Source organism: Methylobacterium sp. TK26, from assembly GCF_055361565.1.
In genome coordinates, this window is record NZ_CM143965.1 from 4,199,651 (window position 1) to 4,224,874 (window position 25,224).

The following is a 25,224-nucleotide window of genomic DNA, read 5'->3' on the forward strand; positions in this document are numbered from 1 at the left end:
GGGCTCCCGCGTCGCCGCCGGGTAAGTGGAGAACGGGGGAAGAGGTGCAACCGGCATTTACAAGCCGGACAAGGACCGACAGGCTTCCCCCGGATTTCCTCTGAGGAGAACCTCCGATGGCGCAGGCACCGCGCTCGCGAGGTGTGGTCGTTCCGGCCGTGCTGATCTGCACCACGGCGCTGTCGGGCTGCGTCGGCACCGAGAGGGTGGCGCGCAAGCGTCCGCCGCCCGCACCCGTGGCCGAAGCCCCCCTGGAGCCGGCGGCGGGCCCCGCCCTCGCGGGCGAGCGCATCGGCAGCGGCAGCGTGAAGGTCGCCCTCGTGGTGCCCCTGACGGGGCAGGGGGCCGGCGTCGGCGCGGCCCTGCGCAACGCCGCCCAATTGGCCTACGACGAGGGCCAGCAGCCCGATCTCACCCTCCTCGTGGAGGATGACGGCGGCACGCCCGCCGGGGCGGCGAGCGCCACGGAGCGCAGCCTGAAGGCGGGGGCCGACCTCGTGCTCGGGCCGCTCTTCGCGGGCAACGTCCGCGCGGCCTCCGTGCCGGCGCGGGCGGCGGGCAAGCCGATGATCGCCTTCTCGACCGATGTCGGCGTCGCCTCGCGCGGCGTCTACCTGCTGAGCTTCCTGCCGCAGCCGGAAGTGTCGCGGATCGTGGAGGAGGAGGTCGCCTCGGGCCGCCGCTCCTTCGCGGCTTTGATCCCCGAGACCGCCTACGGCAACGCCGTCGAGGCCCAGTTCCGCGAGGCGGTGACGAACCGGGGGGCGCGGGTCGCGGCCATCGAGCGCTACCCGGCGGGGGCGCCGGGCGAGGCGGTGAAGCGGCTCTCCGGGGTGATCACCGGGCCGCGCGCCACCGCCGACGTCCTGTTCATCCCCGAGACCGCCGACGGGCTGCCCGCCGTCGCCGCCGCCCTCACGGGGGCCGGCTTCTCGCCCGCGAAGGTCAGGCCGGTCGGCACGGCCCCGTGGAACGAGCCCGCCCTGTTCGCCCTGCCGGCGCTGCAGGGCGGGCGCTTCGCCGCCCCCGACCGGGGCGGCTTCTCCGGCTTCAGCGCGCGGTACCAGGCGCGGTTCGGCGCGATCCCGCCCCGCGTCGCCTCGCTCGCCTACGATGCGGTGATGCTCTCCGCGACGCTGACCCGGCAATTCGGGACGCAGCGCTTCGCGGAGTTGACGCTGACCAGCGCCTCGGGCTTCGCCGGCCTCGACGGCACGTTCCGCTTCAGCCCCGAGGGCACCAGCGACCGGGCACTCGCCGTCTACGAGATCCGCGACAACGCGGTGAGCGTGGTGAGCCCGGCCCCGAGGGTTCTCGGCAAGCCGGGCTTGGCGGCTGCGGCGCCTCAGTAGGCGTTTTCGGTCTTCAGCAGGGCGAAGGGCGTGATCAGCAGGATCCGCAGGTCGAACAGCACCGACCAGTTCTCAATGTAGTACAGGTCGTGCTCGATGCGGCGCTGCAGCTTCTCGGGCGTGTCGGTGCCGCCGCGCCAGCCGTTGATCTGCGCCCAGCCGGTGATACCAGGCTTCACCCGGTGGCGGGCGAAGTAGCCGTCGACCACCTGCTCGAACAGGGTGTCGGCCTGCCGGGATTCGACGGCGTGCGGGCGCGGGCCGACCAGGGACAGGTCGCCCTTCAGCACGTTGAACAGCTGCGGCAGCTCGTCCATCGAGGTCTTGCGGATGAAGCGGCCGACCGGCGTGACCCGCGAGTCGTTCTTGGTGACGATCTTGCTCGCCGTCGGGTCGCATTGATCGACGTAGAGCGAGCGGAACTTGTAGATCTCGATCAGCTCGTTGTTGAAGCCGTGGCGCTTCTGCTTGAACAGGATCGGCCCGCGCGAGGTGAGCTTCACGGCGAGCGCCACGCCGAGCATCATCGGCGAGAGGGCGATGAGGGCGAGGAGGGCGACGCAGCGGTCGAAGGCAGCCTTCATCACCACGTCCCAATCGGCGATCGGCTTGTCGAACACGTCGAGCACCGGCACCGAGCCGAGATAGGAATAGCTCCGGGGCCGCAGGCGCAGCTTCGCCGCATGCGCCGAGAGGCGGATGTCGATGGGCAGCACCCACAGCTTGGCGAGCATCTGCAGGATGCGCCCCTCGGCGGTGATCGGGATCGTGAACACGATCAGGTCGAGGGGCTGGCGGCGGGCATAGGCGACGAGGTCGTCCACGTTGCCGAGCTTCGGCACGCCGGCCACCGTGTCCGTGGAGCGGTCGTCGTTGCGGTCATCGAACACGCCGACGATGCGGATGCCCGAATCCGGCTGGGCCGAGAGGGCGGAGATCAGCGTTTCGCCGGCCTCGCCGCCGCCGACGATGGCGGTGCGGCGGTCGAACCGCCCGGCGCGGGTATGCGCTTCCACGTAGCGCGACAGCACCAGCCGCCCGCCCAGCAGCAGGGTGAGGCCCCCGGCATAGTAGGTGGCGAGCCACAGCCGCGAGGTCTGGTCCGCCAACTTGGCGAAGACGAGGAACGCGGCGAGCACGAGGAAGGTCGTGGTCCAGGCGGCGACCATGCGGATCGCCATGCGCACGAAGCCGCGCATCGCCTGGAGCCGGTAGGCGCCCGCCGCCTGCGCGATGGCGACGGTCGCGGCGGGGACGAGGGCGATCGCGGCGGCATAGGTCGTCACCGAGGCGATGCGGCCGTGCAGCATCACCGCGTAGAGCAGGACGCCGAAGCCGAGGAGCGTGACGGCCTCCAGGATCCGCACCGTGCCGCACAGCACCAGGGGCGAGACCGCCTTCGGCCGTTCGACCCTCAGGGGCCTGTCCTGGGCCCCCACTCCGGTGCCGGCATTGGCCGATGCGGGGCCTGCCGCCTTCATGATGTCGCGGACGTCGAAAGCACTCATCGCGCCGTCTTCCAGCCTCGTTCACTGAGCGTGTCGCCCGAGGCTCGCACGGTTGTTTCACGGAATGCTTAAAGCCGAAGGTTGCATCCTCCGTCTTCGCTAGCGCGGGGCGCCTAGCCGAGGGTGGTGCCGTGCAGGCTCGACCAGATCGTGCCGTAGTGGCAGGCCGTGGCGATGAGGACGAACGCGTGCCAGATCGCGTTCTGGAAGGGCAGCGTCCGCCAGACGTGGAAGACCACGCCGATGGAGTAGAGCGCGCCGCCGATGGCGAGCAGCCAGAGGGCGGTGGGCTGCAGGGCGGCGATCACCGATTCATAGGCGAACAGCCCGCTCCATCCCAGGATCAGATAGAGGGCGATGGAGAGCCGGTCGAACCGGCCGGGCAGGAACAGCTTCACGGCGATGCCGATGAGCGCCACCACCCAGATCACTGCCAGCAGCCCGTAGGCGACGGGGCCCGAGCCGACCAGCGTGACGAGGGGCGTGTAGGTGCCCGCGATCATCAGGTAGATCAGGGCATGGTCCGCCCGGCGCAGCAGCCACTTCCGGGGGCCGACCGGGTAGAGGTTGTAGGTGGCCGAGACCCCGAGCATCAGCACCAGGGCGCAGGCATAGACGAAGAGGGCGGCTTGCGCCCCGAAGGCGAGGTGGGCGCTCAGGGCCGTGAGGATCAGCGTTCCCGCCCCCAGGACCCCGAGGGCGACCCCCAGGCCATGAACGATCCCATCGGCGAGGATCTCACGCGGGGTGTAATTCCACGTCAAAGTGACCGGACGACCGTCCTCTGCGAGAGACATCGCGGAGCCTCCTGCACAACACGCAGGAGCGTAATCCTGAAGTGATTACACTGTTCCATGCGAAGACTGCGCAATAAGGGACCAACCTGGGTTTATCGTGGATAAGCAGTGTTTTGTGCCCTGCGGTACGAATGTCGCAGGGCAAAAAGCTTACGCCCCACGGGCCGCGAGGCCGGGATAGGCGCGTTCCGCCGCCGGTTTCACGGCGGCGCCGGCCGTCACGCCCCGGCTGAGGCGGGCGTGGATCGTCGCGGCGGTGAGCACGAACATCGCCATCACCTGATGCGCCAGGGCCGCCCAGAGCGGGACCGCCAGCAGCAGGGTCGCGATGCCGAGCCCGGCCTGGCCGAGGACGAAGGCGGCGACGACGAGGGCCCGCCGGGCGACGGCCATGCCCCGCGCCGCGATCACCGCATCGGCCGCGTGCAGCAGGGCGACCGCCAGGAGCAGGTAGGCGACGAGGCGGTGGTCGAACTGCACGAGCATGTGGTTGTCGACGAAGTTCTCGATCCAGGGACGCACGGCGAACAGGTGGTCGGCGGAGGGAATCAGCACCCCGTCCATGTCCGGCCATGTGTTGTAGACGAGCCCGGCATGGGAGCCCGCGACGAGGCCGCCGAGGAAGATCTGCGCCAGGACGAGCGGCGGCAGGATCAGCGCGGTGGCGCGCAGGCGCGAGGGCGCCGGAGCCAGGGCGCCGGGCCGCTCCCCCGCCGCGAGCCAGACGAGGCCCGCGAGGATCAGGCTCGCGGTGGTGAGATGGAGGGCGAGCTTCAGCGGGGCGACGGCGGTCATGCCCGGCTGGAGGCCGGAGGCGACCATGATCCAGCCGATGGCGCCCTGCAGGCCGCCGAGCAGCCCGAGGGCCAGCAGCCCCCAGCCGAGGCGTCGGCGGATCAGGCCCTTCCACCAGAACACGAGGAGCGGCAGGAAGAAGACGAGGCCGAGCAGCCGCCCGAGCAGGCGGTGGCTCCATTCCCAGCCATAGAGCACCTTGAAGGCCGAGAGGCCCATGCCCTGGTTGAGGATGTTGTATTGCGGCGTGTCGCGGTACTTGGCGAACTCGGCAGCCCAATCGGCCTCCGACAGGGGCGGGATGACGCCCGTCACCGGCCGCCACTCGGTGATCGACAGGCCCGATCCGGTGAGCCGCGTCGCCCCGCCGACCGCGACCATGGCGATCACCAGGGCCGCCACCACCGCCAGCCACAGGCGCACGGCGGAGGATGCCCCGCCCGTCCCCCGTTCCGCTCTCGCGCCCATCCGGTCCTCCGCGCCATCGTTCCCGCCGGGGTTAAGGGATCGGCCGGGCGCGGGCAACGCGCGTGGCGCCGCATCGCCCCCGCGCGGCAACGCGCCGGTTGCCTCCGCTCCATCAGGAGGTTAGCCCCTGGCGCAGGTCGAGGAGGGGAGGGGGCGATGCCGCGACGCATCCGCGTGCTGGTCGGGACGGTGGGGATGCTCGCCTTCGTCTGCCTCTACGCGCCCATCGCCATGGCGCTCGCCGACAGCCGCATCGCCGAGACGCCGGCCCCGATCCAGGCCGTGCTCTACTCGATCCTCGGCATCGGCTGGATCCTGCCGCTGATGCCGCTCATCAAGTGGATGGAACGGCCCGATTAGCCTGTGCGGGGGCACACCGCCCCTCGTTTTTGCCGCACTCGCAGCCGAGACAGAGCTTGAGCGATTCGCACGTCGCGGTCGCGCGCTTGTCCCATGAGTCCCGGCTGCATGTCCCAAACGCGTCTCGTTGCGTCGATCCTGTGCCTCGTCCCGTTCGCAGCCCTGGCACAGGGGACGCCCCGGAGCATCGGCGAGTGCGAGCGCCTGAAGAACGATCTCGCCTACAACCAGTGCTTGGCGATGTTCGGCCCGGCGGCGAAGAACGTCGCGGCGGGCTACGCCTCGGTCGATGCCGCCGCCGCGCCCGCCCTGCCGGAGGCCACCCCCGCCGAGATGCAGCAGGAGGCCGATGCCGCCCCGCGCCGGGGCCGCCGCTATCGCCGCCACGGACGCCAGTACGCCATGTTCAGCACCGGCGAGTACCGCCGCCACCGCCGCCGCTGAGTGGCAACTAAGCGTTACCCAAACCGCGTGATTACATCCGCAGGTTGGTGCCTCCCGGCCCATTGGTAAACCCCCGCTTCAGGGGCTCCGCCTCAGATCGTCCGGCCTTGGTGGAGGAGACGATGGTGGCGATCGTACACCGGCAGAGCGAGCGGAGGGTCGGGGATGAGGCCGTCAGGTCCGCGCCGGGCGTCTTCCCCGTGCTGAGCGCCGAGATCCTGCCCGGGCTCGGCGCGGCCGAAGCCCTGTGGCGCGCCTTCGAGGCGGCGCCCGATTGCCTCGCCTCACCCTACCAGCGCTTCGCGTGGTCCTCGTCCTACCTCTCCGAGACCGGCGACATGGAGCATGCCCGCGTCGCGATCCTGCGCGATCAGGCCGGGCGGGTGCGGATGCTCATGCCCCTGGTCGTGCAGGTACGCCAGGGCCTGACCCTGGCCCGCTCCGTGGGCGACACCCACGCCAACTACCACCTGCCGCTCTTCACCCGCGACACCGCCGCCGTGCCGGCCGAAGAGGTCCGGGCCGCCCTCGTCGCGGCCGGGGCGCAGGCGGGGATCGACGCCTTCGCCTTCGCGCATCAGCCGCGCCTCTGGGAGGGCGCGCCGAACCCCCTCGCGCGGGGCGGCGAGCCGGAGGCCAGCGACGCCTACGGCCTCGTCCTCGGGCCGGACCCGGATTCCACGATCCGGCGCGTGTTCAGCGCCGACGCCCGCAAAAAGCTGCGCTCCAAGGAGAAGCGGCTGATCGAGGCGCTGGGCGAGATCGCGTATCACCGGGCGGCCGATGGCGGGGAGGCCCGCGCCATCCTCGCGGCCTTCTATCGCCAGAAGGCGGCGCGCCTCGCGGGGCTGGGCATCCTCGACCCCTACGCGCCGGAGGCGATCCGCCGCTTCCTCGAACGGGCCGCGTCCGGCGACGATCCGGCGATGGAGGTTCACGCCCTGCGCGTGGTCGGCACGGGTCGCATCCTGGCGGTGTTCGGCGGCGCGGTGAACGCTCCGCGCTACAGCGGGATGATGACCTCGTTCGACGCGGACCCGGAGGTGAGCCGGTTCAGTCCCGGCGACCTGCTGCTCCACCACCTCGTGGGCGAGCAGACCGCGCGGGGGCGCCTGAGCTTCGACCTCGGCGTCGGCGAGGCCCGCTACAAGGCGAGCATCTGCGACGAGACGATCGCGCTGGTGGAGACCGTGTGGCCGGTGAGCCTGCGGGGGCACGCCTACGCCCTCGTCCGCACGGCCCTGACGCGCGTGAAGCGGCGGGTGAAGGGCGATCCCCGCCTCTTCGCCGCCGCTTCGCGCGTCCGTTCGCTGCTTCGCCGGAGGGGCTGAGGCCCCTCACGCCGCCTTGAGGTGGAACTCGGGGTAGACGATGTCCTCGTGCTGCTCGGCCGGGGGCTCGGCGTTGGGCCGGTCCTGGGCGATCAGCACCTGTCCCGCGCCGGCCTCGAGGGCGGTGGCGTAGAGGTCGGCCAGGGTCTCGTCGGCCGGGTCGGCGTTCGAGGCGATCACCACGCTGTCGGCGAGCGTCGCCACGAGGCTCAGGAGCTCGGCGGCCTCCGGCTGCGGGCGCAGGCGGCAGATCACCCACTCGTAGGCCTCGGCCATGGCTTCCAGGGTGAAGGCCAGGGCGCCGGGCTCCTCGAACAGCAGCCCGGCCGGGGCGATGCCGGCGGCGACATGGTGCGCGCCGCCCGGCCCGTCCGCCTGGATCGCCTCCACGAAATCCGCATCGCCGCAGACCACGTCGGTGAAGCCCGCCTGCTCGGACGCGCCGTCCGGCCCGGCGAGGTCCACCACGAGGACGCTGCCGTCGCGGCCGAAGGCGGTCGCCAGGGCGCCCGTCAGGGCCGGCATGGCGGCCTGATCGGTCTCCATCAGCACGACCATCCGGCCCTCGGGGGCGTCGGCGATGACCGGACGCCGCGACAGGCGCTCGATGAGGGGCGTCAGGTCGAAGCCGTCCGCCGGGACCGCGACCGCGACCGGCGCCGCCACCGGGGTGGGTTCGGCCTCCATCACGGGCTCGACCTCGACCGTCTCGGCTTCGGCGACCGGCTCGGGCTGCGCTTCGGCCTCGGCGGCGACGGGCTCGGCCCAGTCTTTGGCCGGCATCGCCTCGGGGAACAGGAACGGGTTGGCGGCCACGGGGGTGACGGTCTCGGCCTCTTCCGGGCGAGTCTCGGGAAGCGCCACCGTGGCGGGCTTGCCGCGCAGGGTGCGGGCGAGGACGCCGCCGAGGCTGAGCAGCAGGGTGAGCAGGGTGACGAAGCCGACGATCGGCAGCTTCTGCGGGAAGGAGGGCACGGACGGCGCCACCGCCCGCGAGACGATGCGGGCCTCGGCCGGCGCGGCGCCTTCGGCCTCCCGGACGCGGCCGAGGGCGGTGTCGAGCTGTTCGCGCTGGATCTTCACCTCGCGTTCCAGGGCGCGAAGCTCGATGTCGCCGGCATTGCCCTTCACCATCGTGCTCTGCTGCCCGTCGACAGCGGCCTGAAGGCTGGTGACGCGGGCATCGGCGACCTTGGCGTCGTTTTCCAGGGTGCGCACGGTGCGCTCGGCGGCCGTCTTGATCTGCGCGTCGAGGTCTTCCAGCTGGGCCTTCAGTTCCTTGATGCGCGGATGCGCCGGCAGAAGCGTCCGCGATTCCAGGGCGAGTTGCGCCCGCACGGTGATCCGGGTCTCGATGGTGCGCCGGAGCATCTCGTTGTTGGCGACGTCGGTGATCTCGTAGGCGCGGCCGTCCTTCAGGAGGTCCTTGATGGCGGCGACGCGGCCGCCGATGTCGGCGCGCAGCACCCGGGCCTGGGCCAGCTGGCCCGACACCTCGGAGAGCTGCTGCGCCGAGAGGGGCAGCCCCGCTCGGTCGGCGTTGGCGATGAGCCCGTACTTGGCGCGGAAGGCTTCGGCCTTCGCCTCGGCCTCGGCGACCTTGCGGCGAAGGGCGGTGACGGTGCCGTTCAGCGCGGTGGAGGCGGAGCGGACGGTGTCGGCCCGGTCGTCCGTCAGCGAGGCGAGATAGAGCTGCGCGACCGTGTTCGCGGCCTCGGCGGCCAGCGCCGGGTCCTTCGCGTCGAACGCGACGGTGAGGGTGCGCGGCTTGCCGGCGGGGGAGACCGTCAGGTGGTCGAAATAGGCCTCGGTCACACGGTCCTCGGCGGGCCGGTCGAACGGGTTCGCCCCGATGCCGAGGAGCATCATCAGCTGCCGCACCGGGCCGATCTCGCTGGCCGTGGCGTCGAATTCGGGATTGCCCACGAGCTTCAGGCGCTTGATCGCCTCGCGGGCGATGTCGCGGGACGCCATCACCCGGTTCGCCGCCGCCTGCGCGTCGAGGACGGCGTTGGTCGCCGGTTCGCGGCTTTCGAGGACGAGCTGGGTCTCGGCGGTATAGCGGGGCGGGACGACGTTCACGGCCACGCCGGCGCCGAGGGCGGCCAAAGCGGTCGGCATGACAACCCAGGCGAGAGACTTGCGCAGGTTGTTCGGAGCCTGCGCGACGGTCACGCCGTCTTCACGCCGTGCCGCCCGGAATGCGGAGGCGGTTTTACGCATTCTGATCCGGGACATGGGCAGCTCTTTACGCAAAAGTGGTCCGGGCGGCCTTGAAGCCGCAACCCACATTTGAAAGCGTTAAGGTTGCCTGACCGTTAATCGCGTTGTGAATTCTGTCGAGACACGTTTTGATTGAGCTGGATAGGGTTCGTTAACCTTAACACCGTACCAGCGGTTGCATCGGCATTCACAACACGGCGATGGTGATGAACCGGCGCGCACTTGTCTTCGCACTCGGCACCAGCCTCGCGCTCGGGGGCTGCCTGCGTCCCGACTTTCGGACCAGCGAACTCGACGCCACCGGCACGGGCTCGATCAGCGCCCGCTATACCCTCGCGGCGGGGGACCGCCTGCGGGTGATCGTCTTCGGGCAGGACAACCTGTCGAACATTTACACCGTGGACGGCGCGGGCAAGATCGCGATGCCGCTGATCGGCGCCGTGCAGGTCGGCGGCCAGACCACGGGTCAGGCGGCGCGGGCCATCGAGGGCAAGCTGTCCTCGGGCTTCGTGCGCGAGCCGCACGTCACCGTCGAGATGGATGCCTACCGGCCGTTCTACATCCTCGGCGAGGTGACGACCTCGGGCCAGTACGCCTACGTCAACGGCATGACCGTCGAGACGGCGGTGGCCATCGCGGCGGGCTTCAACCCGCGTGCCGCCCGCGACTACGCGGTGCTCACCCGCACCACGCCGTCGGGCCTCGTCTCCGGCATCGTGCCGATGACCTACGCGGTGCGCCCCGGCGACACGATCGTCGTCAAGGAGCGCTTCTTCTGATCAGGGCGCCGTCCGCCAGGGGTTGATGACGCGCATCTCCTCCGAACGGGCGACCTGCGCCTTCACCTCGGCCTTGGCGGGGGTGGCCTTGCGCATCCGCGCGACCATCCGCCTCGCCTCGTCGGCGGGGAGGACCCCGGCCGGCTGGGTCATGGAGGCGAGGAGCTGGCGCGTCTTGCGATCGACCAGCGCCGACTGCTTCACCGGCTCGAAATCGCTCATCACGTGCTGACGGCCGGTGCGGCCGGAAAAGACCTGCGCGCCCGTCTTGAACACCACGATGTCGCCGGGCCGAAGGGTCTCGTCCTTCAGCAGGGCGGCGGCGGCGCCGTTGCTCATGTCCAGCGGCTTCTGGCGGTCGCTGACGTGGATCTTCACCGGCAGAGCGGCGTAGCGGGTCTTCAGCTTGTGCCGGCCGAAGCCGAGATGCCGCGACCGGGCCACCGGCTGCGCGCCAGGATACGGGGCGGCAGCTTGAGGCTCCGGCTGTGGCGCGGGCCGCGCGCCGAACAGCATTTCGAGGAAACCGCCCTCGGCGGCATGGACCGTCGCCACATGGGCGGTGGTGCATGTGATGATCGTCAATGCGGCGACGCACGCCGCCCTTGCAGTCCGAGATGGCATCCGCCCCGCTCCGGTTGCGCCGCTTCGCCGCTACAACCTAGGCGGGTATCGGGTGGTTCCGGCTCAGGCCGGGGCGACCTGCTCGCCCTCGCCGATGCAATCGAGGGCGCGCTCGACGGCCGAGACGGCGTCGAGGAGATGCTGCACCGTGCGCTCGACCTCGATGGGCGGGCGGCCGGTGGCGGAGGCGCGGGCGCTCACGTCCTCAAGCTGCTCCAGCAGGGTGAGGAGGTCTCCGGCGACGGCGACGACTTCGCAGCGGGCGAGTGTCGCGACGGCCGGACGCGGGCGGAAGGGCAGGACATTGCTCATCGCCAGCCCTTGTCGCCCAAAACCGGGCCTCTTCGCCAGGGGGGAGGCCCCCCCGTTCAACACATTGGCCCCCCGCGTAGGCCCGAAAGCGGTGGAGTGGTTTGTTTTCCGTGGCCGAAGAGCCTCGCAGATGGCGCAAACCGCTTCACCGAATGGGAAGAAGCCTTGACGCGGTGCGCCGGGGCCTGACCTTGCCGACCTGCGCCGGTTAAGGTCGGCCGCCATTTCCATCGAGGTCCGCGATGCGTCTTCTCCCCATCACCCTCGCCGCCGTCGCGGCCATGGGCCTCTGCGCCTGCTCCAGCACCGATGGCGGCCGCAGCAGCGGCCTCGCGGAGAGCTTCAGCCTCGACAATTACCGCGCCTCCGGCAACACGAACGGCACGCAGACCCGGCGCGACGTCAACCGCGCCTACACGCAGCCGACGCTGCCGACGATCGCCAACCGGGGGATGTAAGCCTCAGCGCTTGCCCACCGCATCGGCGAAGGCGGCGATGCGGTTGCGGGCGTAGACTGGAAGGCCGGCGCTGATCGAGGTGCCGGTGTTGAAGGTCGACTTGCCCATCAGCACCTGCGCCGGCAGCAGGTTCTTCAGCACCGGCACGCGGGCGTATTCGGCCTTGCGGTCGAGGACGTCGCCCTTGATCGCCAGGGCGACGTAGGCGGTGACGACGGTCTTCTGCGGATCGTTCGGCATGGGCTGGAACACCGCCAGGAACTTGCCGAAGCGCAGGATCTGGTTGACCCAGAAGATCGTCTGTTCGAGATCGCCCGCCGGCGGGCTCTCGACCTTGGTCAGCGCCGTGAGCGACACGGCCTGGGCCGGATCGCGCAGGCGCAGCTCGCTCTGGAACGAGACGAACTCGGCGATCTTCTTGGCCGAGCCCTCCTCGAGCTTGTTGGCGAGCCGCACGCCGAGGGGCAGCTTGCCTTCGAGGTCGTAGCGCGACTCGATGCAGGCGGAGGCGCCCTCGCACCACGGCTTGTCGGGCCGCTGCGCGAAGGCGGCGGCGGGGTCCTTGGTCGGCGTGACGTCGGCGGGGGCGATCACGCGGTGCTTGATCGCCGGGTCCATCGCCTGAACGAAGCCGAGGTTGGCCAGCGCCTTGAGGTCGATGCTCTCGGCCGGGCGCGCCACCACGAAGCGGCCCTCCGCGACATAGACCTTCAGGGTCTCGTGCCGGGGCTTGCTCACCCCGTTCAGCGTCACCGTGTAGTCGGGCTCCTTGTAGCCGGGATAGGGCGAGAGCGCCTGGGCCTCGGCGGGCCGCGCCTTCAGCCAGTCGAGATAGGGGATCAGCCCGCTCTCGGCCCCGCCGGCCTTGTCCTGATGGTCCGTGAACAGGATTTCGCCCGGCTTCAGCGACGCCGGATCGACCGCCACCACCGAAGGCACCTCGCGGATGCGGCCGGCGGAGGCCGGGGCGGGTGCGGTGTTGGCGGCGGGCGTCGTCTGCGCCAGCGCGGGCGGGCAGGCGGCCCCGAGGCTCAGGGCGAGGGCGAGGGCGGCAGGGTTCTGCGGGCGCGGCATGGTCATCTCGGACGGGGGATCGGGCGTCAGAAGCCGGGGTCGTCGCCGAACAGGTAGTCGGGATCGCGGCGCCGGGGGCGGCGAGGAGCGTCGTCGTCGCCGAAGGGGGAGCGGTTGGTCTGGCCGGGCCAGGGGCGGTACGGGTCCTCCGTGCCGCTGGTGCCGTAGGGGTTGCCGTAGGAGTCGGCGCCGGCCCGGCGGCTGCGCTGCTGCGCCGGCCGATCGCCGAAGGGGTCGAGGAGGTCGGGGCGGGAGCGCTCGCCGGTCATGTTGCCGAAGAGGTCGCCCGCCACGTCGGCCCCGTTTTCGGACCCGGCGAGGTCGCCGTCGTCGGAATCCGGCCGCATGGCGTAGATCGCCTCGCGGGGCAGGAGCTTGTAGCGGGTGTCGGCCACTTGGCCGCCGCCGCCCGTGCGGAAATGCTCGATGAAGCTGCCCGCGCCCGGCGTGCCGCTGCGCGGATCGATGGCGATGTCGGCGATGAGCGGCTGCGTCTCCGGGGAGGGGCCGCGCAGGGGCGTGCGCGGCACGCCGTTCGCCCAGGCCGCCTGGAAGATCGCCCCCGCGATCGGCACGGAGACATGCCCGCCGGTCTGGCCGCGCCCGAGGGTGCGGCGGGTGCCGTCCGCGTTGTCGTAGCCGACCCAGACCACGACGGTGATCTCGTTCGAGAAGCCCGCGAACCACGCGTCGTTCTCGTTCTCGGAGGTGCCGGTCTTGCCCGCGACGCTGTTCGAGATCTTGGCGAGGGCGGCGGCGGTGCCGTGCTGGGTCACGCCCTGGAGCATGGTCTTGAGCTGATAGAACGCCACCCGGTCGGCCGAGCCGATCCGCACCGGCTCGCGGTTCGGATGGGTGAAGACCGGCTTGCCGTCGCGCTCGACGGATTCGAGGGCGTAGGGCGTCGGCCGCATGCCCTCGTTGGCGACGGCGGCGTAGAAGCCGGCGAGGTCGAGCATTCGCACCGGCTGCGCGCCGAGCACGAACGGGTAATAGGGCTCGCACTCGGCGTAGATCTGCGCCTCGAGGGCGATGTCGCAGACGCGCTTGAGGCTGTCGGGTGCCTTCGGGGCGATGCCGCCCTGAAGCAGGCGGGCGGTGACGAGGTTCTTCGAGAATTCGAGGCCCCGCCGCAGGGTGGTCGGCCCGGCGCCGCCGCCCTCGTAGTTCTTCGGCGACCACGAATCGCCGACACCGCCGATGGGCGGGAGGGTCACGGCGCTGTCGAGCACCAGCGTGTTCGGTTGGAGCCCGGCATTGAGGGCGGCGAGATAGGTCAGCGGCTTCAGGGTCGAGCCCGGCTGGCGCACCGATTGGGTGACGCGGTTCAGCTGGCTCATCGGGTAGGAGAAGCCCCCCGCCATGGCGAGGATGCGGCCGGTCTTGTTCTCCAGCACCAGGGCCGCGCCCTGGACGGTCGGCTTCACGCGGATCTGCGCCCTAGGCGCCCCGCGCCCCTCCGTGAGCTTCACCCGCACCACGTCGTAGGGCTGAAGCTTGCCGCGCGCGATGCCGGGATCGAGGGCCGCTACACGCCCGTCCTCGAGCCCGACCTTCACCGCGCCCTTGCCGCCCTCGAGGATGATGGCGAGGGGCCAATGCACGTCGTAGAGCGAGGGCCGGGCGCTCTCCAGCGCCCGCTGCCAGGCCGGCTTGCCGGCGACGAGGGCCGGGGCGGCCTTGCCCTTGCGGGAAACTTTCGCCGGCTCAGGCTTCGGAAGCTCGGGCTTGGCACCCGTCACCGCCGGGGCAGCCTGGGACAAGGCTTCCGGCGCGGGGGCGGCGGATTCGATCCGGCGGACGCTGTCCGCGAGGTTGAGTTCCGGGCCGGTGAAGGTCTGGCGGCCGGTGGAGCGCTCGTAGGTCGCGAGCCCGTCCTGCAACGCGGTCTCGACCGCGCGTTGCAGCGGCGCGTTCACCGTCGCCTTCACGGTGAAGGAGGCGGAGGTCAGGCTGTCGAGCCCCGCGACCGTGCGGGCTTCGCGCGACAGGTAGTCCACGAGGTAGAAGCCGGAATCACGCCGGGTGATCTCCACGGGCTTCAGCCCGAGATCGGCGGCGTTGGCCTTGGCCAACTCCGCGTCGGTGATGACGTTCTCTTCCTTCAGCCGCGCGAGCACGTAGCCGCGGCGCTCTCGGGCGCGCTCGGGATACTTGTCGGGGCTGTAGAAGTTCGGGCCCTTCGGCATTCCAGCGAGAAGGGCGGCTTCCGGCAGGGTGAGGTCCGAGACCGGCTTCCCGAAATAACTCTGCGCCGCCATCTCGATGCCGTAGGCGCCCCGGCCGAGATAGATGCCGTTGAGGTAGAGGCCAAGGATCTGCGGCTTGGTGAGGAGCTTTTCCAGCCGCGCCGCCACGATCATCTCGCGGATCTTGCGCTCGTAGGTGACGTCGTCGCCGACCGAGAGGTTCTTCACCACCTGCTGCGTGATGGTGGAGCCGCCGGCCGGACGCCCCGGCGAGGCGAGGTTGGCGATGAAGGCGCGGATCACCCCGCGCTCGTCGATCCCGTGGTGGCTCTCGAAGCGCTTGTCCTCGGCGGCGATGAACGCCTTCTGCACCAGGGGCGGCACGGCGGTGATCGGCACGACGAGGCGCCGGGCGTTCGGCTCGAAGGTCTCGGCGAAGGGCTTACCGGAGGCGTCGAGGATGCGGCTCATTCCCGGCAGGGCCTTGTCCCGCAGGGTCTCGGCGGCCGGCAGGTCCTTGGTCGCGTTGTCGTAGAATTCGATGACGGCCTTGGCGTCGAACGGCGAGTTCGGCGGGTCCTCACCCTTGCAGAACTGTTTGTAGCTCGTATTCAGCTCGTTGAGATCGAGCCCGTGCAGGATCTTCGGCGCCGTGGGGCCGGCGACGCTGGTCGGGTCCTCCATCGCCGTGGAGATCAGGTCGTCGAGGTTGATATCCTCGATGTCGAAGGCCTTGCGCATGTGGGTGCAGCCGTCGCGCAGGATGCGCACCACCTCCGGCCCGTCCTTGGCCGGATCGAACTGCGTCCGCAGCGAATCCGGCCGGGTCGTCACCTGGCTCAGCGTCAGGGCGGTCGCGAACAGCTTGATGAGGATGATGTTCATACAGGCCGGGGCGGCGGGACGCGGGTCTCAGGGGACGTTGGGGAGTCCCGCCTGAACAGGGCGTGCACAACGCGGCTGTTTTATGATGCCGGCCTACGCGGTGGACCACGGGGGGACGGGCTTGTGGCCCTGCGCCGCCACGGCTAGTTTCCGCGCCCCGGACAGAAAAAAGGCCACCCCCGAAGGAGCGGCCCGAAGTCTAGGGAGGAAACGCCCAAGAAGGGCAACAGGACCGCGACGCCATCGCGTTCCTGCGATGCAACAAGTACGATGACGCGTTGCAGCAAGCAAGGCACGGGGCGTCGCGCCCGGCATGCGCCAAGCGCATAGCTCAGCGGTTTCAGGGCGTCGGTACGTCCTCAGTGAGACGGTCGACCGACAAAAGGTAATCCACCAGGGCGTCTCGGTCGGCGGCGGCGAAGCCCGCCTGCTCATCGACCCAGAAGGCGTGGCCCTTCCCCGTGACCCGCGCGGTGCGGGCCTTCTCCGAGGCGGCGTTCGCGGCCACGACCGCTTCGCGCAGCTGCCGGTCCACGAGGGCGCGCAGGCTGTTGGCCGGGTCGGCGGCGATGCCCTTGTCCAGGGTGCCCGGCACGCCGAAATCCTTTCCGGCATCGGGCCCGACGCTGACGCCGGAATCGTGCAGGTAGGGCGCCGTCCAGGCGAGGCCGACGAGGTTCGGCACCTTGTATCCGCCCTCCGTCCCGCCCTGGCCCCAGGCGAGCAGCACCTGCGACAGCCGGTCGGGCGCGATGGGGAGGGGTACGAGCGTCGGATTCGCCGGCAGCGGGAAGGGCGTGTCCGTGGCGAACATCGCGGGCGGCGAGAGCCGCGCCTCCATCTTGGCGCCCGCGCGGGCGCGGGTCGGCTCCGTGCCGATCTCGGCCTCCGGGATCACCCGGTGGTTCGTCAGCGCCGGGCCGGAATGGCAGGCGCCGCAGCCGGCCCGCTCGAACACCGCCCGGCCCTGGCGCGCCGTGGTCGCGTCCGCCTTGGCCTGCGGCGGGCGCAGCAGGTTCTGGAAGGCGGACATGGCGTTGTTGGCGTAGTTCGCCGGCTCTCCCGGCACCGAGGCGAACAGCCCGTTGTCGGTCATGTAGTTCGTGGCCGGATAGGTGGAGAGCACGGCGTAGCTGTTGAGGCCGGGGGAGGCCGGCGTCGGGTCGGCCTCGCGCAGCACCTCGGAGGGGCGGCGTTGACCGGCGGGGTCGTAGCGCAGCGGGCCCTTGGGGGCGCCGCGCAGGAGGATGCCGAGATAGGTTTCCGGGTCGAGCCCGAAGAGCCAGGGCGCGGCGGCGGCGAGTTGCGTCGTGTCGGAATTTGCCGCGTGGACGTTGTTGTTGAGCGAGGGCAGGCCGCCGAACGGCCCCAGCGTCTCGCGCCCGCTCCAGCTATAGGGCTCGCCATAGGCCGAGAAGCTCGACGGGATCGAGGTCGGGTTTGTCACCCGGTCGGCGGAGGAATCGAAGCTGCCCGGCGGCCAACTCGCCACCTGCACCTTGGTCGCCGCCTCGACGGCCTCCGCATCCGGCAGGGCCGACCCCTTGGCGTCCGCCTCCGGCACGCTCGCATGCATGAAGTAGGCGGACGAGTTCCTGGCCAGCGCCATCAGCAGGCCGGCATTGAGGTCGGTGTTGGGCGCGCCCTCCACCACCTTGCCGCTCGCCGGGTCCACCGCCGCGTGGCAGAGGGCGCAGGTGATCCCCATGCGCAGGTGGCCCCGGTCGTAGAAGCTCCTGATGCCGATGATGAAGGCGCCGCCCTTCGGCACGTCGAGGCCGGTCGGGACGCGCTCGCCCTTCCTGTAGGTCTTTTCGCCGATGGTGATGTCGTGGGCCAGCGGCACCTGGAGGTTCGTGGTGGCCCCGCCCTTCAGGGCGGCCACGGCGCGGACCACCTCGAAGGGGGTGATCGCCCCGTCGAGCATCCCCATCACGTCGGTGAGGAACACCTCGTTGCCGAAGGTCTCGCGGTAGAAGGCCTCGCGCCCCCGCGCGATCACCTTGTCGTCGATGGCGACCGCGCCGTTCTCCGGCGAGAGGATGCGCCGGCCTTCCTCCGTGCCGCGCAGCCTGTCGGCCTCGTCCCTGGCGATGCGCCGGCCCAGCACGTCGAAGGCGGTGGTGAGCGGCGAGCGGCCGGGATTGGCGAGGTCGGCGGCATCCGGCATCGGCGCGTAGCTGAACCGGCCGAGCCCGGCGGCGGCTCCGATCCCGACGACGAGGACGGCGCCGGTGAGAGCCAGAACGGTTCGTTTGCGGCCCACGTCTCGACCTCTTCCTGCAGGCTCGGGGAAACGAGCGCGTGCACAACCGCCGGAGCACGGGGAAGTTCGGCTGCGCCGGGTGCGGCCGGCTTTCCGGCGCGTTAGAAGGAGCCCTCCCACACGACGACGAACGAGCCGCCTCATGCCAGGAACGCCCCGCGCCGGGATCATCCCGGTCACGCCCTTTCAGCAGAACTGCACGCTGATCTGGGACGACGCCACCAAGGTCGGCGCCGTGGTGGACCCCGGCGGGGACCTCGACCGGATCCAGGCGGCCATCGCGGAGCAGGGGGTGAGCGTGGAGAAGATCCTCCTCACCCACGGCCATGTCGACCACGCCGCCGGTGCGGACGAACTCCGCGAGAGGCTCGGCGTGCCGATCGAGGGGCCGCACCTCGCCGACAAGTTCCTCCTCGAATCCCTGCCGGCGACGGCGGCCCAATACGGCCTCGACCCCGCCCGGCCGGTGACGCCCGACCGCTGGCTCGACCAGGGCGACACGGTGCAGGTCGGCGCGTTGACCTTCGACATCCTGCACTGCCCCGGCCATTCCCCCGGCAGCGTGGTGTTCGTGAGCCGCGACGCGCGCTTCGCCCTCGTCGGAGACGTGGTGTTCAAGGGCTCCATCGGCCGCACCGATTTGCCCGGCGGCAATCATGAGCAATTGATCCGCGCCATCAAGGAGAAGGTGCTGCCGCTCGGCGACGACATCGCCTTCATCCCCGGCCACGGTCCCACCGGCACGCTCGGCGAAGAGCGCGTCTCCAACCCCTTCCTGCAGGGCTGAACCCCATGGACAAGCGCCGCATCGGACGCTCCGACCTCACGGTCGCCCCCTTCTGCCTCGGCGGCAACGTCTTCGGCTGGACGGCGGACGAGGCCACCTCCTTCGCGATCCTCGACCGGTTCGTGGAGCAGGGCTTCGACTTCATCGACACGGCGGATGTCTATTCCCGCTGGGCGCCGGGCCATCGGGGCGGCGAGTCCGAGGCGGTGATCGGCCGCTGGCTCGCGGCCCGGCCGGCTGCGCGGGAGACGATCGTGCTCGCCACCAAGGTCGGCATGGACATGGGCGAGGCCGGCAAGGGCCTTTCCGCCGCCCATATCGAGCGGGCCTGCGAGGCGTCGCTCCGCCGGCTCCAGACCGACCGGATCGACCTCTACCAATCGCATCTCGACGATGCCGAGGTGCCGTTCGAGGAGACGCTGACCGCCTACGACAGGCTCGTCCGCGCCGGGAAGGTGCGGGCCATCGGCGCCTCGAACTACGAGGCCGGTCGCCTGTCGCAGGCGCTGGCGGTCTCGCGGGGCAAGGGCCTGCCCCGCTACGAGTGCCTGCAGCCGGAATACAGCCTCGCCGCCCGGGGCTACGAGGCGGAGCAGGAGCCCCTGTGCCGTGCGGAGGAGGTCGGCGTGATCGGCTACTTCTCTCTCGCGGCGGGCTTCCTCACCGGCAAGTACCGCGAGGCGGGATCGGCCACCGGCCGGGCGCGGGAGAACCGGGTCGCGCCCTATCTCAACCCGCGCGGCTTCGCCCTCCTTGATGAGCTCGACGCCGTCGCGCGCGACCACGACGCGAGCCCGGCCCAGGTGGCGCTCGCCTGGATCATCGCCCGGCCGGGCATCACCGCCCCCATCGCCAGCGCGACCTCCGTGGCGCAACTGGACGAGCTGCTGGGTGCCGCCCGGCTGGCCCTGTCACCCGAGGCCGTGGCCCGTCTCGACGCGGCGAGCGAGGGGGGAATCACCGACGCGGCGTAGGCGTCCACAGGCTGCCGAGAACGCGTGCATGGCCGGGTGATCCCCGGCCATAAGTGCGTGCATCGGCAGCACAAAACCCCTATATTGGGCGAACAGGAAGCATGAGCAGGCTGGCGCCTCCGCCGCGTACACGCACAGCGAGAGATGTCCGCCGCCTGCCCGAGGAAGTTCATGGCCGATACACCCGAGACCCAGCCTGCCGAGTACGGCGCTGAATCGATCCGTGTGCTCAAGGGGCTCGACGCCGTCCGCAAGCGCCCCGGAATGTACATCGGTGATACCGATGACGGTTCCGGCCTCCACCACATGGTCTACGAGGTGGTCGACAACGCCATCGACGAGGCGCTCGCCGGCCATGCCGACCTCGTCACCGTGACCCTGAACGCCGACGGCTCCGTCACCGTCACCGACAACGGGCGCGGCATTCCCGTCGATATCCACAAGGAAGAGGGCGTCTCGGCGGCCGAGGTCATCATGACCCAGCTGCACGCGGGCGGGAAGTTCGACCAGAACTCCTACAAGGTCTCGGGCGGCCTGCACGGCGTCGGCGTCTCGGTGGTGAACGCCCTCTCGCAGTGGCTGAAACTGCGGATCTGGCGGAACGACACCGAGCACGCGATGGAGTTCCGCCATGGCGATGCGGTGGCGCCGCTCAAGGTGGTCGGCCCCGGCGGCGGCCGGCGCGGCACGGAAGTGACCTTCCTGCCCTCCACCGGCACCTTCACGATGATCGAGTTCGACTATCCGACGCTGGAGAAGCGCCTGCGCGAGCTGGCCTTCCTCAATTCGGGCGTGCGCATCGTCCTGACCGATGCCCGCCACGCCGAGAAGAAGCGCGAGGAACTGTATTACGACGGCGGCATCGAAGCCTTCGTGCGCTACCTCGACCGCTCGAAGAAGCCGATCGACGGCATGACCAACCCGGTGGTCGTCCGCGCCGAGCGCGACGGCATCCGCGTGGAATGCGCCTTCTGGTGGAACGACTCGTTCAACGAGACGGTGCTGCCCTTCACGAACAACATCCCGCAGCGCGACGGCGGCACCCACATGGCGGGCTTCCGCGCCGCCCTGACCCGCCAGATCACCGGCTATGCCGACAGTTCCGGCGTCTCGAAGCGCGAGAAGGTGTCGCTGACCGGCGAGGATTGCCGCGAGGGGCTGACGGCGGTCATCTCGGTGCAGGTGCCCGACCCGAAATTCTCGTCACAGACCAAGGACAAGCTCGTCTCGTCCGAGGTGCGCCCCGCCGTCGAGAACGTGCTGAACGAGGGCCTTTCGACCTGGCTGGAGGAGAACCCGCAGCAGGCGCGGGTGGTGATGAGCAAGGTGGTGCTCGCGGCCTCCGCCCGCGAGGCGGCCCGCAAGGCCCGCGAGACCGTGACCCGCAAGGGCGCGCTCGACATCGCCTCGCTCCCCGGCAAGCTCGCCGACTGCCAGGAGCGCGATCCGTCCAAGTGCGAGATCCTGCTCGTCGAGGGCGACTCGGCCGGCGGATCGGCCAAGCAGGGGCGCGACCGCGCCTTCCAGGCCGTCCTTCCGCTGCGCGGCAAGATCCTCAACGTCGAGCGCGTCCGGGCCGACCGGATGCTGTCCTCGGCCGAGATCGGCACGCTCATCACGGCGCTGGGCGCCGGGATCGGCCGCTCCTCGACCGACCGCGAGGGCTTCAACCCGGACAAGCTCCGCTACCACCGCATCATCATCATGACCGATGCCGACGTGGACGGCTCGCACATCCGCACCCTGCTGCTCACGTTCTTCTTCCGGCAGATGCCGGAGCTGATCGACCGGGGGCATCTCTATATCGCGCAGCCGCCGCTCTATAAGGCCGAGCGCGGGCGCCGGGCGATCTACCTGAAGGACGAGCGGGCGCTCGAAGATTACCTGATCGAGCAGGGCGTCGAGGGGGCGATCCTGCGCCTCTCCACGGGGGCCGAGTTCACCGGCCCGCAATTGCGGGCGCTGGTCGATGAGGCGCGCGGCTTCCGCGGCGTCATCCAGGGGTTGCACACCCGCTACGACCGCTCGGTGGTGGAGCAGGCGGTTCTGGCCGGCGCCTTCGACCCCGAGATCGACAACCGCCCCGGTGAGGCGGAGGTGCTGGCGGACACGACCGCCAAGCGCCTCGACCTGATCGCCGACGAGATCGAGCGCGGCTGGGAGGGGGAGGCGGCCGAGGGCGGCTACCGCCTGACCCGGACGCTGCGCGGGGTGAAGCAGGTCGCCATGCTCGATGCCGGGCTCGTGACCTCGCAGGAGGCCCGCCGCCTCGCCGAGCGCGCCGACGCCTTCCGGGAGATCTACGGCGAGCCGGTGACGCTCATCCGCAAGACGGACGAGACGGTGCTCCACGGCCCGGTCGGCCTGTTCGAGGCGGTGATGGCCTTCGGCCGCAAGGGCCTGCAATTGCAGCGCTACAAGGGCCTCGGCGAGATGACCGCCCAGCAGCTCTGGGAAACGACGCTGGACCGCGACGTGCGCTCGCTGCTCCAAGTGAAGGTGAAGGACGCCACCGATGCCGGCGACCTGTTCGTGAAGCTGATGGGCGACGTGGTGGAGCCGCGCCGCGAGTTCATCCAGGAGAACGCGCTCAGCGTGGCGAATCTCGACGTGTGACGCCCACGCGGGCGGTGGCCCTCACTCCGCCGCCGCCCGCCGCTTTTCCTGCGCGCGGCCGAGCCACAGGCTGTTGAACAGCCACAGGATCGAGAGCGGCACGGCGACGCCGGAGATGCCGGCCGTGCCCAGGCCCAGGGCGCCGAGTCCCGTGAAGGACCACGCCCCCGCCTGATCCCCCAGGCGATAGACCACCGTGTCGATGAAGCTCTTCGCCTTGTAGCGGTCCTCGCGCGGCACCACCGTGAACAGCACTTCGCGGATCGGCCGGGCGATGGCGAAGTTGCCGGCCCGGCGCAGCACCTGGAACCCCACGATCACGCCGATGGTCGGCGCATAGACCAGCGCGGCGAAGCCGAAGACGCTGAACAGCGGCAGGATCGCCAGCGTCGCCGCGACCCCGAGCCGCCCGACGATCCGTCCGGTAAGGAACAGCTGCACGCCGAGGGTGAGCACGTTCACCGCGAGGTCGACGCTCGCGAAGAAGGCGGTCTGCGATTGCCGGTCGGGGAAGCTGCGCTTGGCGATGCCCGCCTGCTCGAAATAGAGGAAGGTCGAGGTGATCGAGAACAGCAGCAGGAACAGGGCGATGTTGAGGAGGTAGGGCGAGGCCAGGGTGCGGGTGATGCCGGACCAGACGCTGCCGCCGATGGCGGTGTCCCGCGTCGTCCCCTCGTTGCCGCCGCCCGGCACCTCGTGCAGCTGTTGCGCCAGCCGGGCGAGGCCGCGCATCGAGAACACCGCCGCCTCCAGCAGCACGACGGCGCAGAGCATCAGCCCCCAGGTCGGGACGTTCCTGGCGAGCCCCGCCGTCGTCGCCGAGCCGGCGATGGCGCCGAGCGTCGCCCCGGCCGCGATGAAGCCGAACAGGCGCCGTCCCTGCTCGTTGGTGAAGACATCGACGATGGTCGCCCAGAAGATCGACACCACGAACAGGTTGAAGATCGACAGCCAGATGAAGAACACCCGGCCGATCGCGACGTCCCAATCCGGCGGCGCGAGGTAGAGCGCGGCGGCGAAGCCGAGGATGTTCAGGGCGAAGAAGCGGTAGGTGAGCGGCACGAACCGCGCGCGGGGCAGGCGCTTCACCAGCCAGGCGAAGGGCAGGTTCAGCGCCAGCATGCCGACGAGGGTGGCGGTGAACAGCCAGGGCAGGTTCTCGATGCCCCCCGCCACGCCCATCTGGTCGCGGATCGGCCGCAGGACGTAATAGGCGGCGAGGATCGAGAAGATGTAGGCCCAGGACCACGCGAGCGCCGGCCCTTCCCCGGGCCGGATGTCGATGAGCCGTGCAAGGGGGCCGCGTTGGGGCGCGGCCGCCTGCCCATCGCTCACTTGGCGAGCCCGAGCTTCTCTTTCAGTTCCGGCGCGGTGACGTCGTGGCCGAAGCCGGGGGCGCCGATGGCGACCTTGTCGGCGTCCTTCAGGCCGCCGATCACCACCGGGTCGAACCCGGCGTCGCGGACCAGCCCCTCGGCCACCTTCAGGGCCTGCGGGTCGTCTCCGGCGATCGGGATCGCCATGCGGCCGCCTGCGCGGTCCTTGCCGCCGTTCGCGCCCTCCTTGGCGAAGATCTTGTAGTTCGCCGAACTGAAGGCCCGCACCAGCTTCGCGCCGGGGAAGTACTTCGCGGAGGTGATGCCGAGGCCGTCCTTCTGCACCTCGTCGTAGAGGGCGCCGTCCCGCTTCTGCGTGGCGTTGCCGGCATCGAGCACGACCTTGCCTTTCAGGAGCGGGCCGACCTCCTTCGAGAGTTCGGGATAGGCGTTGTAGGGCACGGCCAGGAACACCGCGTCGGCGAAGCGGATCGCCTCCTCCGGCGTGCCGGCCTTCGCCTTGGCGCCGAGTTCGTCCACGAGGGGCTTCAGCTTCTCGGGGTGGCGCGAGGCGAACATCACCTCGTGCCCGTCCTTCACCCACAGCCCGCCGATCGTGCCGCCGATGTTGCCGCCGCCGATCACGCCGATCTTGATCTTGCCGCCGGAGTCCTGCGCGAGCACAGGGCTCGCGGTGAGGGCGAGGGCGGCGCCGAGGGCGAGCGCCGCGCGGCGCGAGAGCATGTCAGAGCGCATCGATGAAGGCCTCCATCTGCTTGCGCTGTCCGGCATCGGGCAGCGGGTCGTGGGCGGCGCCGAGGTTGTCCTCGACGTAGGACGCCTTGGCCATTCCGGGGATCGGGCATGTCACCGCCCGGTGGCCGAGGACGTATTTCAGGAAGAATTGCGGCCAACTCCGGCAGCCGATCTCCTTCGCCACGGGCGGGAGGTCCTTGCCGCGCACCGCGTTGAACAGCCGGTCCCGCCCGAAGGGCACGTTGATCATCACCGCGATGCCCTTGTCGGCCGCGAGCGGCAGGATGCGCTCGGCGGCGGCGCGGTTGTCGATGGCGTAGTTCACCTGCACGAAGTCCAGCGGCTCGGCGCGCATGACCGGTTCGAGCCCGTCGAACTGGTTGTCCCGCCAGACGGTGACGCCGACGTAGCGGATCTTCTTCTCGCCCTTGAGGTCGCGCAGGACGGCGAGGTTGTCCTTCGTGTCGATGAGGTTGTGGACCGCCACCAGATCGAGGTGGTCCGTGCGCATGCGCTGGAGGGAGCGGGCGAACTCGGCCCGCGTCTCGTCGCGGCCCCTGGTGTCGACCTTGCTCGCGAGGAAGACCTTGGAGCGCAGGTCGCCCTCCGACAGGATCAGGCCGAGCACGTCCTCGGCGGTGCCGTAGCTCGGCGCCGTGTCGATCACCGTGCCGCCGAGCCGGACGAAGGTCTCGACCGCCTCGCGCAGGGGCTTCACCGGCTCCGGCGCCGGCTCGACTTCGTAGCGGCGCGACGTGCCGATGCCCATCGCCGGCAGCATCTCGCCGGAGGACGGGATCGGCCGGCGGATCACGCCGGGCTCCGCGGCGGCCTCGCGGAGCGCGACCGGCGCGAGGGCGGCGGCGCCGAGGAGGGTGCGGCGAGACATGGGCATCGGGCTCGTCCTTCT

General features: G+C 70.6%; 21 protein-coding genes. 9 read left to right on the forward strand and 12 right to left on the reverse strand.

Annotated features, from left to right (window positions below; genetic code table 11):
* Positions 1-116 precede the first annotated feature (116 nt).
* Positions 117-1,352: a penicillin-binding protein activator gene (locus ACXJ1Y_RS20475; RefSeq protein WP_463847925.1), complete on the forward strand. Its 1,236-nt coding sequence runs from the start codon at positions 117-119 to the stop codon at positions 1,350-1,352.
* Here the strand turns inward: ACXJ1Y_RS20475 and ACXJ1Y_RS20480 are convergent.
* The 3 genes from ACXJ1Y_RS20480 to ACXJ1Y_RS20490 form a co-directional block, all read right to left on the reverse strand.
* On the reverse strand, positions 1,346-2,860 hold the full coding sequence (locus ACXJ1Y_RS20480) for an undecaprenyl-phosphate glucose phosphotransferase (RefSeq protein ID WP_463847926.1): 1,515 nt from the start codon (positions 2,858-2,860) through the stop codon (positions 1,346-1,348). The two genes, ACXJ1Y_RS20475 and ACXJ1Y_RS20480, sit on opposite strands and share 7 nt — an antisense overlap.
* Before the next feature lie 113 nt (positions 2,861-2,973).
* Positions 2,974-3,657, reverse strand: a complete 684-nt coding sequence (gene trhA, locus ACXJ1Y_RS20485) for a PAQR family membrane homeostasis protein TrhA (RefSeq protein WP_463847927.1) — start codon at positions 3,655-3,657, stop codon at positions 2,974-2,976.
* A gap of 150 nt (positions 3,658-3,807) precedes the next feature.
* The gene (locus ACXJ1Y_RS20490; RefSeq protein ID WP_463847928.1) at positions 3,808-4,920 is read right to left on the reverse strand and encodes a COX15/CtaA family protein; all 1,113 of its coding nucleotides are present in this window, start codon (positions 4,918-4,920) and stop codon (positions 3,808-3,810) included.
* A gap of 156 nt (positions 4,921-5,076) precedes the next feature.
* Between ACXJ1Y_RS20490 and ACXJ1Y_RS20495 the strand changes: the two genes are divergently transcribed.
* The 3 genes from ACXJ1Y_RS20495 to ACXJ1Y_RS20505 all read left to right on the forward strand — a co-directional run bounded on the left by ACXJ1Y_RS20495 (position 5,077) and on the right by ACXJ1Y_RS20505 (position 7,055).
* Positions 5,077-5,280, forward strand: coding sequence for a DUF2842 domain-containing protein (locus ACXJ1Y_RS20495; RefSeq protein WP_243958525.1), 204 nt, complete (start codon positions 5,077-5,079; stop codon positions 5,278-5,280).
* Positions 5,281-5,388: 108 nt separating this feature from the next.
* Positions 5,389-5,724, forward strand: a complete 336-nt coding sequence (locus ACXJ1Y_RS20500; protein WP_463847929.1) for a hypothetical protein — start codon at positions 5,389-5,391, stop codon at positions 5,722-5,724.
* A gap of 122 nt (positions 5,725-5,846) precedes the next feature.
* On the forward strand, positions 5,847-7,055 hold the full coding sequence (locus ACXJ1Y_RS20505; protein ID WP_463847930.1) for a GNAT family N-acetyltransferase: 1,209 nt from the start codon (positions 5,847-5,849) through the stop codon (positions 7,053-7,055).
* Between the two features lie 6 nt (positions 7,056-7,061).
* Here the strand turns inward: ACXJ1Y_RS20505 and ACXJ1Y_RS20510 are convergent, their stop codons facing one another.
* Positions 7,062-9,293 (reverse strand): Wzz/FepE/Etk N-terminal domain-containing protein, encoded by a 2,232-nt coding sequence (locus ACXJ1Y_RS20510; RefSeq protein WP_463847931.1) that lies wholly within the window; start codon positions 9,291-9,293, stop codon positions 7,062-7,064.
* A gap of 185 nt (positions 9,294-9,478) precedes the next feature.
* Here ACXJ1Y_RS20510 and ACXJ1Y_RS20515 point away from each other — a divergent pair, with 185 nt between their 5' ends.
* On the forward strand, positions 9,479-10,057 hold the full coding sequence (locus ACXJ1Y_RS20515) for a polysaccharide biosynthesis/export family protein (RefSeq protein ID WP_342162824.1): 579 nt from the start codon (positions 9,479-9,481) through the stop codon (positions 10,055-10,057).
* Here ACXJ1Y_RS20515 and ACXJ1Y_RS20520 read toward each other — a convergent pair whose 3' ends face one another.
* Both ACXJ1Y_RS20520 and ACXJ1Y_RS20525 read right to left on the reverse strand, forming a co-directional pair.
* Positions 10,058-10,642, reverse strand: coding sequence for a hypothetical protein (locus ACXJ1Y_RS20520; RefSeq protein WP_463847932.1), 585 nt, complete (start codon positions 10,640-10,642; stop codon positions 10,058-10,060).
* A 102-nt stretch (positions 10,643-10,744) separates the two neighbouring features.
* Entirely contained in the window at positions 10,745-10,993 is a 249-nt protein-coding gene (locus tag ACXJ1Y_RS20525) for a hypothetical protein (RefSeq protein WP_463847933.1), read from the reverse strand.
* Between the two features lie 242 nt (positions 10,994-11,235).
* Here ACXJ1Y_RS20525 and ACXJ1Y_RS20530 point away from each other — a divergent pair, with 242 nt between their 5' ends.
* Positions 11,236-11,451: a hypothetical protein gene (locus ACXJ1Y_RS20530; protein WP_463847934.1), complete on the forward strand. Its 216-nt coding sequence runs from the start codon at positions 11,236-11,238 to the stop codon at positions 11,449-11,451.
* A 3-nt stretch (positions 11,452-11,454) separates the two neighbouring features.
* Here ACXJ1Y_RS20530 and ACXJ1Y_RS20535 read toward each other — a convergent pair whose 3' ends face one another.
* The 3 genes from ACXJ1Y_RS20535 to ACXJ1Y_RS20545 form a co-directional block, all read right to left on the reverse strand.
* Entirely contained in the window at positions 11,455-12,525 is a 1,071-nt protein-coding gene (locus ACXJ1Y_RS20535) for a hypothetical protein (RefSeq protein WP_463847935.1), read from the reverse strand.
* A 26-nt stretch (positions 12,526-12,551) separates the two neighbouring features.
* Entirely contained in the window at positions 12,552-15,599 is a 3,048-nt protein-coding gene (locus ACXJ1Y_RS20540) for a penicillin-binding protein 1A (RefSeq protein WP_463847936.1), read from the reverse strand.
* A gap of 340 nt (positions 15,600-15,939) precedes the next feature.
* Complete coding sequence (locus ACXJ1Y_RS20545) at positions 15,940-17,865, reverse strand: cytochrome C oxidase Cbb3 (protein WP_463847937.1); 1,926 nt, start codon at positions 17,863-17,865, stop codon at positions 15,940-15,942.
* Positions 17,866-18,007: 142 nt separating this feature from the next.
* Here ACXJ1Y_RS20545 and ACXJ1Y_RS20550 point away from each other — a divergent pair, with 142 nt between their 5' ends.
* The 3 genes from ACXJ1Y_RS20550 (at position 18,008) to gyrB (ending at position 22,242) form a co-directional block, all read left to right on the forward strand.
* Positions 18,008-18,652 carry an MBL fold metallo-hydrolase gene (locus ACXJ1Y_RS20550; protein ID WP_463847938.1) on the forward strand — a complete coding sequence of 215 codons (645 nt, stop codon included), beginning with the start codon at positions 18,008-18,010 and terminating at the stop codon, positions 18,650-18,652.
* 5 nt (positions 18,653-18,657) lie between these two features.
* Positions 18,658-19,626 (forward strand): aldo/keto reductase, encoded by a 969-nt coding sequence (locus tag ACXJ1Y_RS20555; protein ID WP_463847939.1) that lies wholly within the window; start codon positions 18,658-18,660, stop codon positions 19,624-19,626.
* Between the two features lie 171 nt (positions 19,627-19,797).
* Positions 19,798-22,242 carry a DNA topoisomerase (ATP-hydrolyzing) subunit B gene (gene gyrB / locus ACXJ1Y_RS20560; protein ID WP_463847940.1) on the forward strand — a complete coding sequence of 815 codons (2,445 nt, stop codon included), beginning with the start codon at positions 19,798-19,800 and terminating at the stop codon, positions 22,240-22,242.
* A 21-nt stretch (positions 22,243-22,263) separates the two neighbouring features.
* Here the strand turns inward: gyrB and ACXJ1Y_RS20565 are convergent, their stop codons facing one another.
* The 3 genes from ACXJ1Y_RS20565 to ACXJ1Y_RS20575 are packed head-to-tail and all read right to left on the reverse strand — an operon-like array spanning position 22,264 to position 25,209.
* Positions 22,264-23,577, reverse strand: coding sequence for an NTP/NDP exchange transporter (locus ACXJ1Y_RS20565; protein WP_463847941.1), 1,314 nt, complete (start codon positions 23,575-23,577; stop codon positions 22,264-22,266).
* Positions 23,574-24,314 (reverse strand): NADPH-dependent F420 reductase, encoded by a 741-nt coding sequence (locus ACXJ1Y_RS20570; RefSeq protein ID WP_463847942.1) that lies wholly within the window; start codon positions 24,312-24,314, stop codon positions 23,574-23,576. Before ACXJ1Y_RS20570 ends, ACXJ1Y_RS20565 begins: the two co-directional genes overlap by 4 nt.
* A complete protein-coding gene (locus ACXJ1Y_RS20575) occupies positions 24,304-25,209 on the reverse strand; it encodes an aldo/keto reductase (protein ID WP_463847943.1) in 906 nt (301 codons plus the stop codon). Before ACXJ1Y_RS20575 ends, ACXJ1Y_RS20570 begins: the two co-directional genes overlap by 11 nt.
* Positions 25,210-25,224: the final 15 nt, after the last annotated feature.

Excerpts from the sequence above, each read along its gene's own strand:
- ACXJ1Y_RS20475 (WP_463847925.1), top strand. The coding sequence starts at position 117 with ATGGCGCAGGCACCGCGCTCGCGAGGTGTGGTCGTTCCGGCCGTGCTG.
- ACXJ1Y_RS20505 (WP_463847930.1), top strand. The coding sequence starts at position 5,847 with ATGGTGGCGATCGTACACCGGCAGAGCGAGCGGAGGGTCGGGGATGAG.
- ACXJ1Y_RS20480 (WP_463847926.1), bottom strand. The coding sequence starts at position 2,860 with ATGAGTGCTTTCGACGTCCGCGACATCATGAAGGCGGCAGGCCCCGCA.
- ACXJ1Y_RS20570 (WP_463847942.1), bottom strand. The coding sequence starts at position 24,314 with ATGCGCTCTGACATGCTCTCGCGCCGCGCGGCGCTCGCCCTCGGCGCC.
- ACXJ1Y_RS20575 (WP_463847943.1), bottom strand. The coding sequence starts at position 25,209 with ATGCCCATGTCTCGCCGCACCCTCCTCGGCGCCGCCGCCCTCGCGCCG.
- ACXJ1Y_RS20495 (WP_243958525.1), top strand. The coding sequence starts at position 5,077 with ATGCCGCGACGCATCCGCGTGCTGGTCGGGACGGTGGGGATGCTCGCC.
- ACXJ1Y_RS20540 (WP_463847936.1), bottom strand. The coding sequence starts at position 15,599 with ATGAACATCATCCTCATCAAGCTGTTCGCGACCGCCCTGACGCTGAGC.
- ACXJ1Y_RS20510 (WP_463847931.1), bottom strand. The coding sequence starts at position 9,293 with ATGTCCCGGATCAGAATGCGTAAAACCGCCTCCGCATTCCGGGCGGCA.
- ACXJ1Y_RS20515 (WP_342162824.1), top strand. The coding sequence starts at position 9,479 with ATGGTGATGAACCGGCGCGCACTTGTCTTCGCACTCGGCACCAGCCTC.
- ACXJ1Y_RS20530 (WP_463847934.1), top strand. The coding sequence starts at position 11,236 with ATGCGTCTTCTCCCCATCACCCTCGCCGCCGTCGCGGCCATGGGCCTC.
- ACXJ1Y_RS20535 (WP_463847935.1), bottom strand. The coding sequence starts at position 12,525 with ATGCCGCGCCCGCAGAACCCTGCCGCCCTCGCCCTCGCCCTGAGCCTC.
- gyrB (WP_463847940.1), top strand. The coding sequence starts at position 19,798 with ATGGCCGATACACCCGAGACCCAGCCTGCCGAGTACGGCGCTGAATCG.
- ACXJ1Y_RS20550 (WP_463847938.1), top strand. The coding sequence starts at position 18,008 with ATGCCAGGAACGCCCCGCGCCGGGATCATCCCGGTCACGCCCTTTCAG.
- ACXJ1Y_RS20500 (WP_463847929.1), top strand. The coding sequence starts at position 5,389 with ATGTCCCAAACGCGTCTCGTTGCGTCGATCCTGTGCCTCGTCCCGTTC.
- ACXJ1Y_RS20525 (WP_463847933.1), bottom strand. The coding sequence starts at position 10,993 with ATGAGCAATGTCCTGCCCTTCCGCCCGCGTCCGGCCGTCGCGACACTC.
- ACXJ1Y_RS20490 (WP_463847928.1), bottom strand. The coding sequence starts at position 4,920 with ATGGGCGCGAGAGCGGAACGGGGGACGGGCGGGGCATCCTCCGCCGTG.
- ACXJ1Y_RS20555 (WP_463847939.1), top strand. The coding sequence starts at position 18,658 with ATGGACAAGCGCCGCATCGGACGCTCCGACCTCACGGTCGCCCCCTTC.
- trhA (WP_463847927.1), bottom strand. The coding sequence starts at position 3,657 with ATGTCTCTCGCAGAGGACGGTCGTCCGGTCACTTTGACGTGGAATTAC.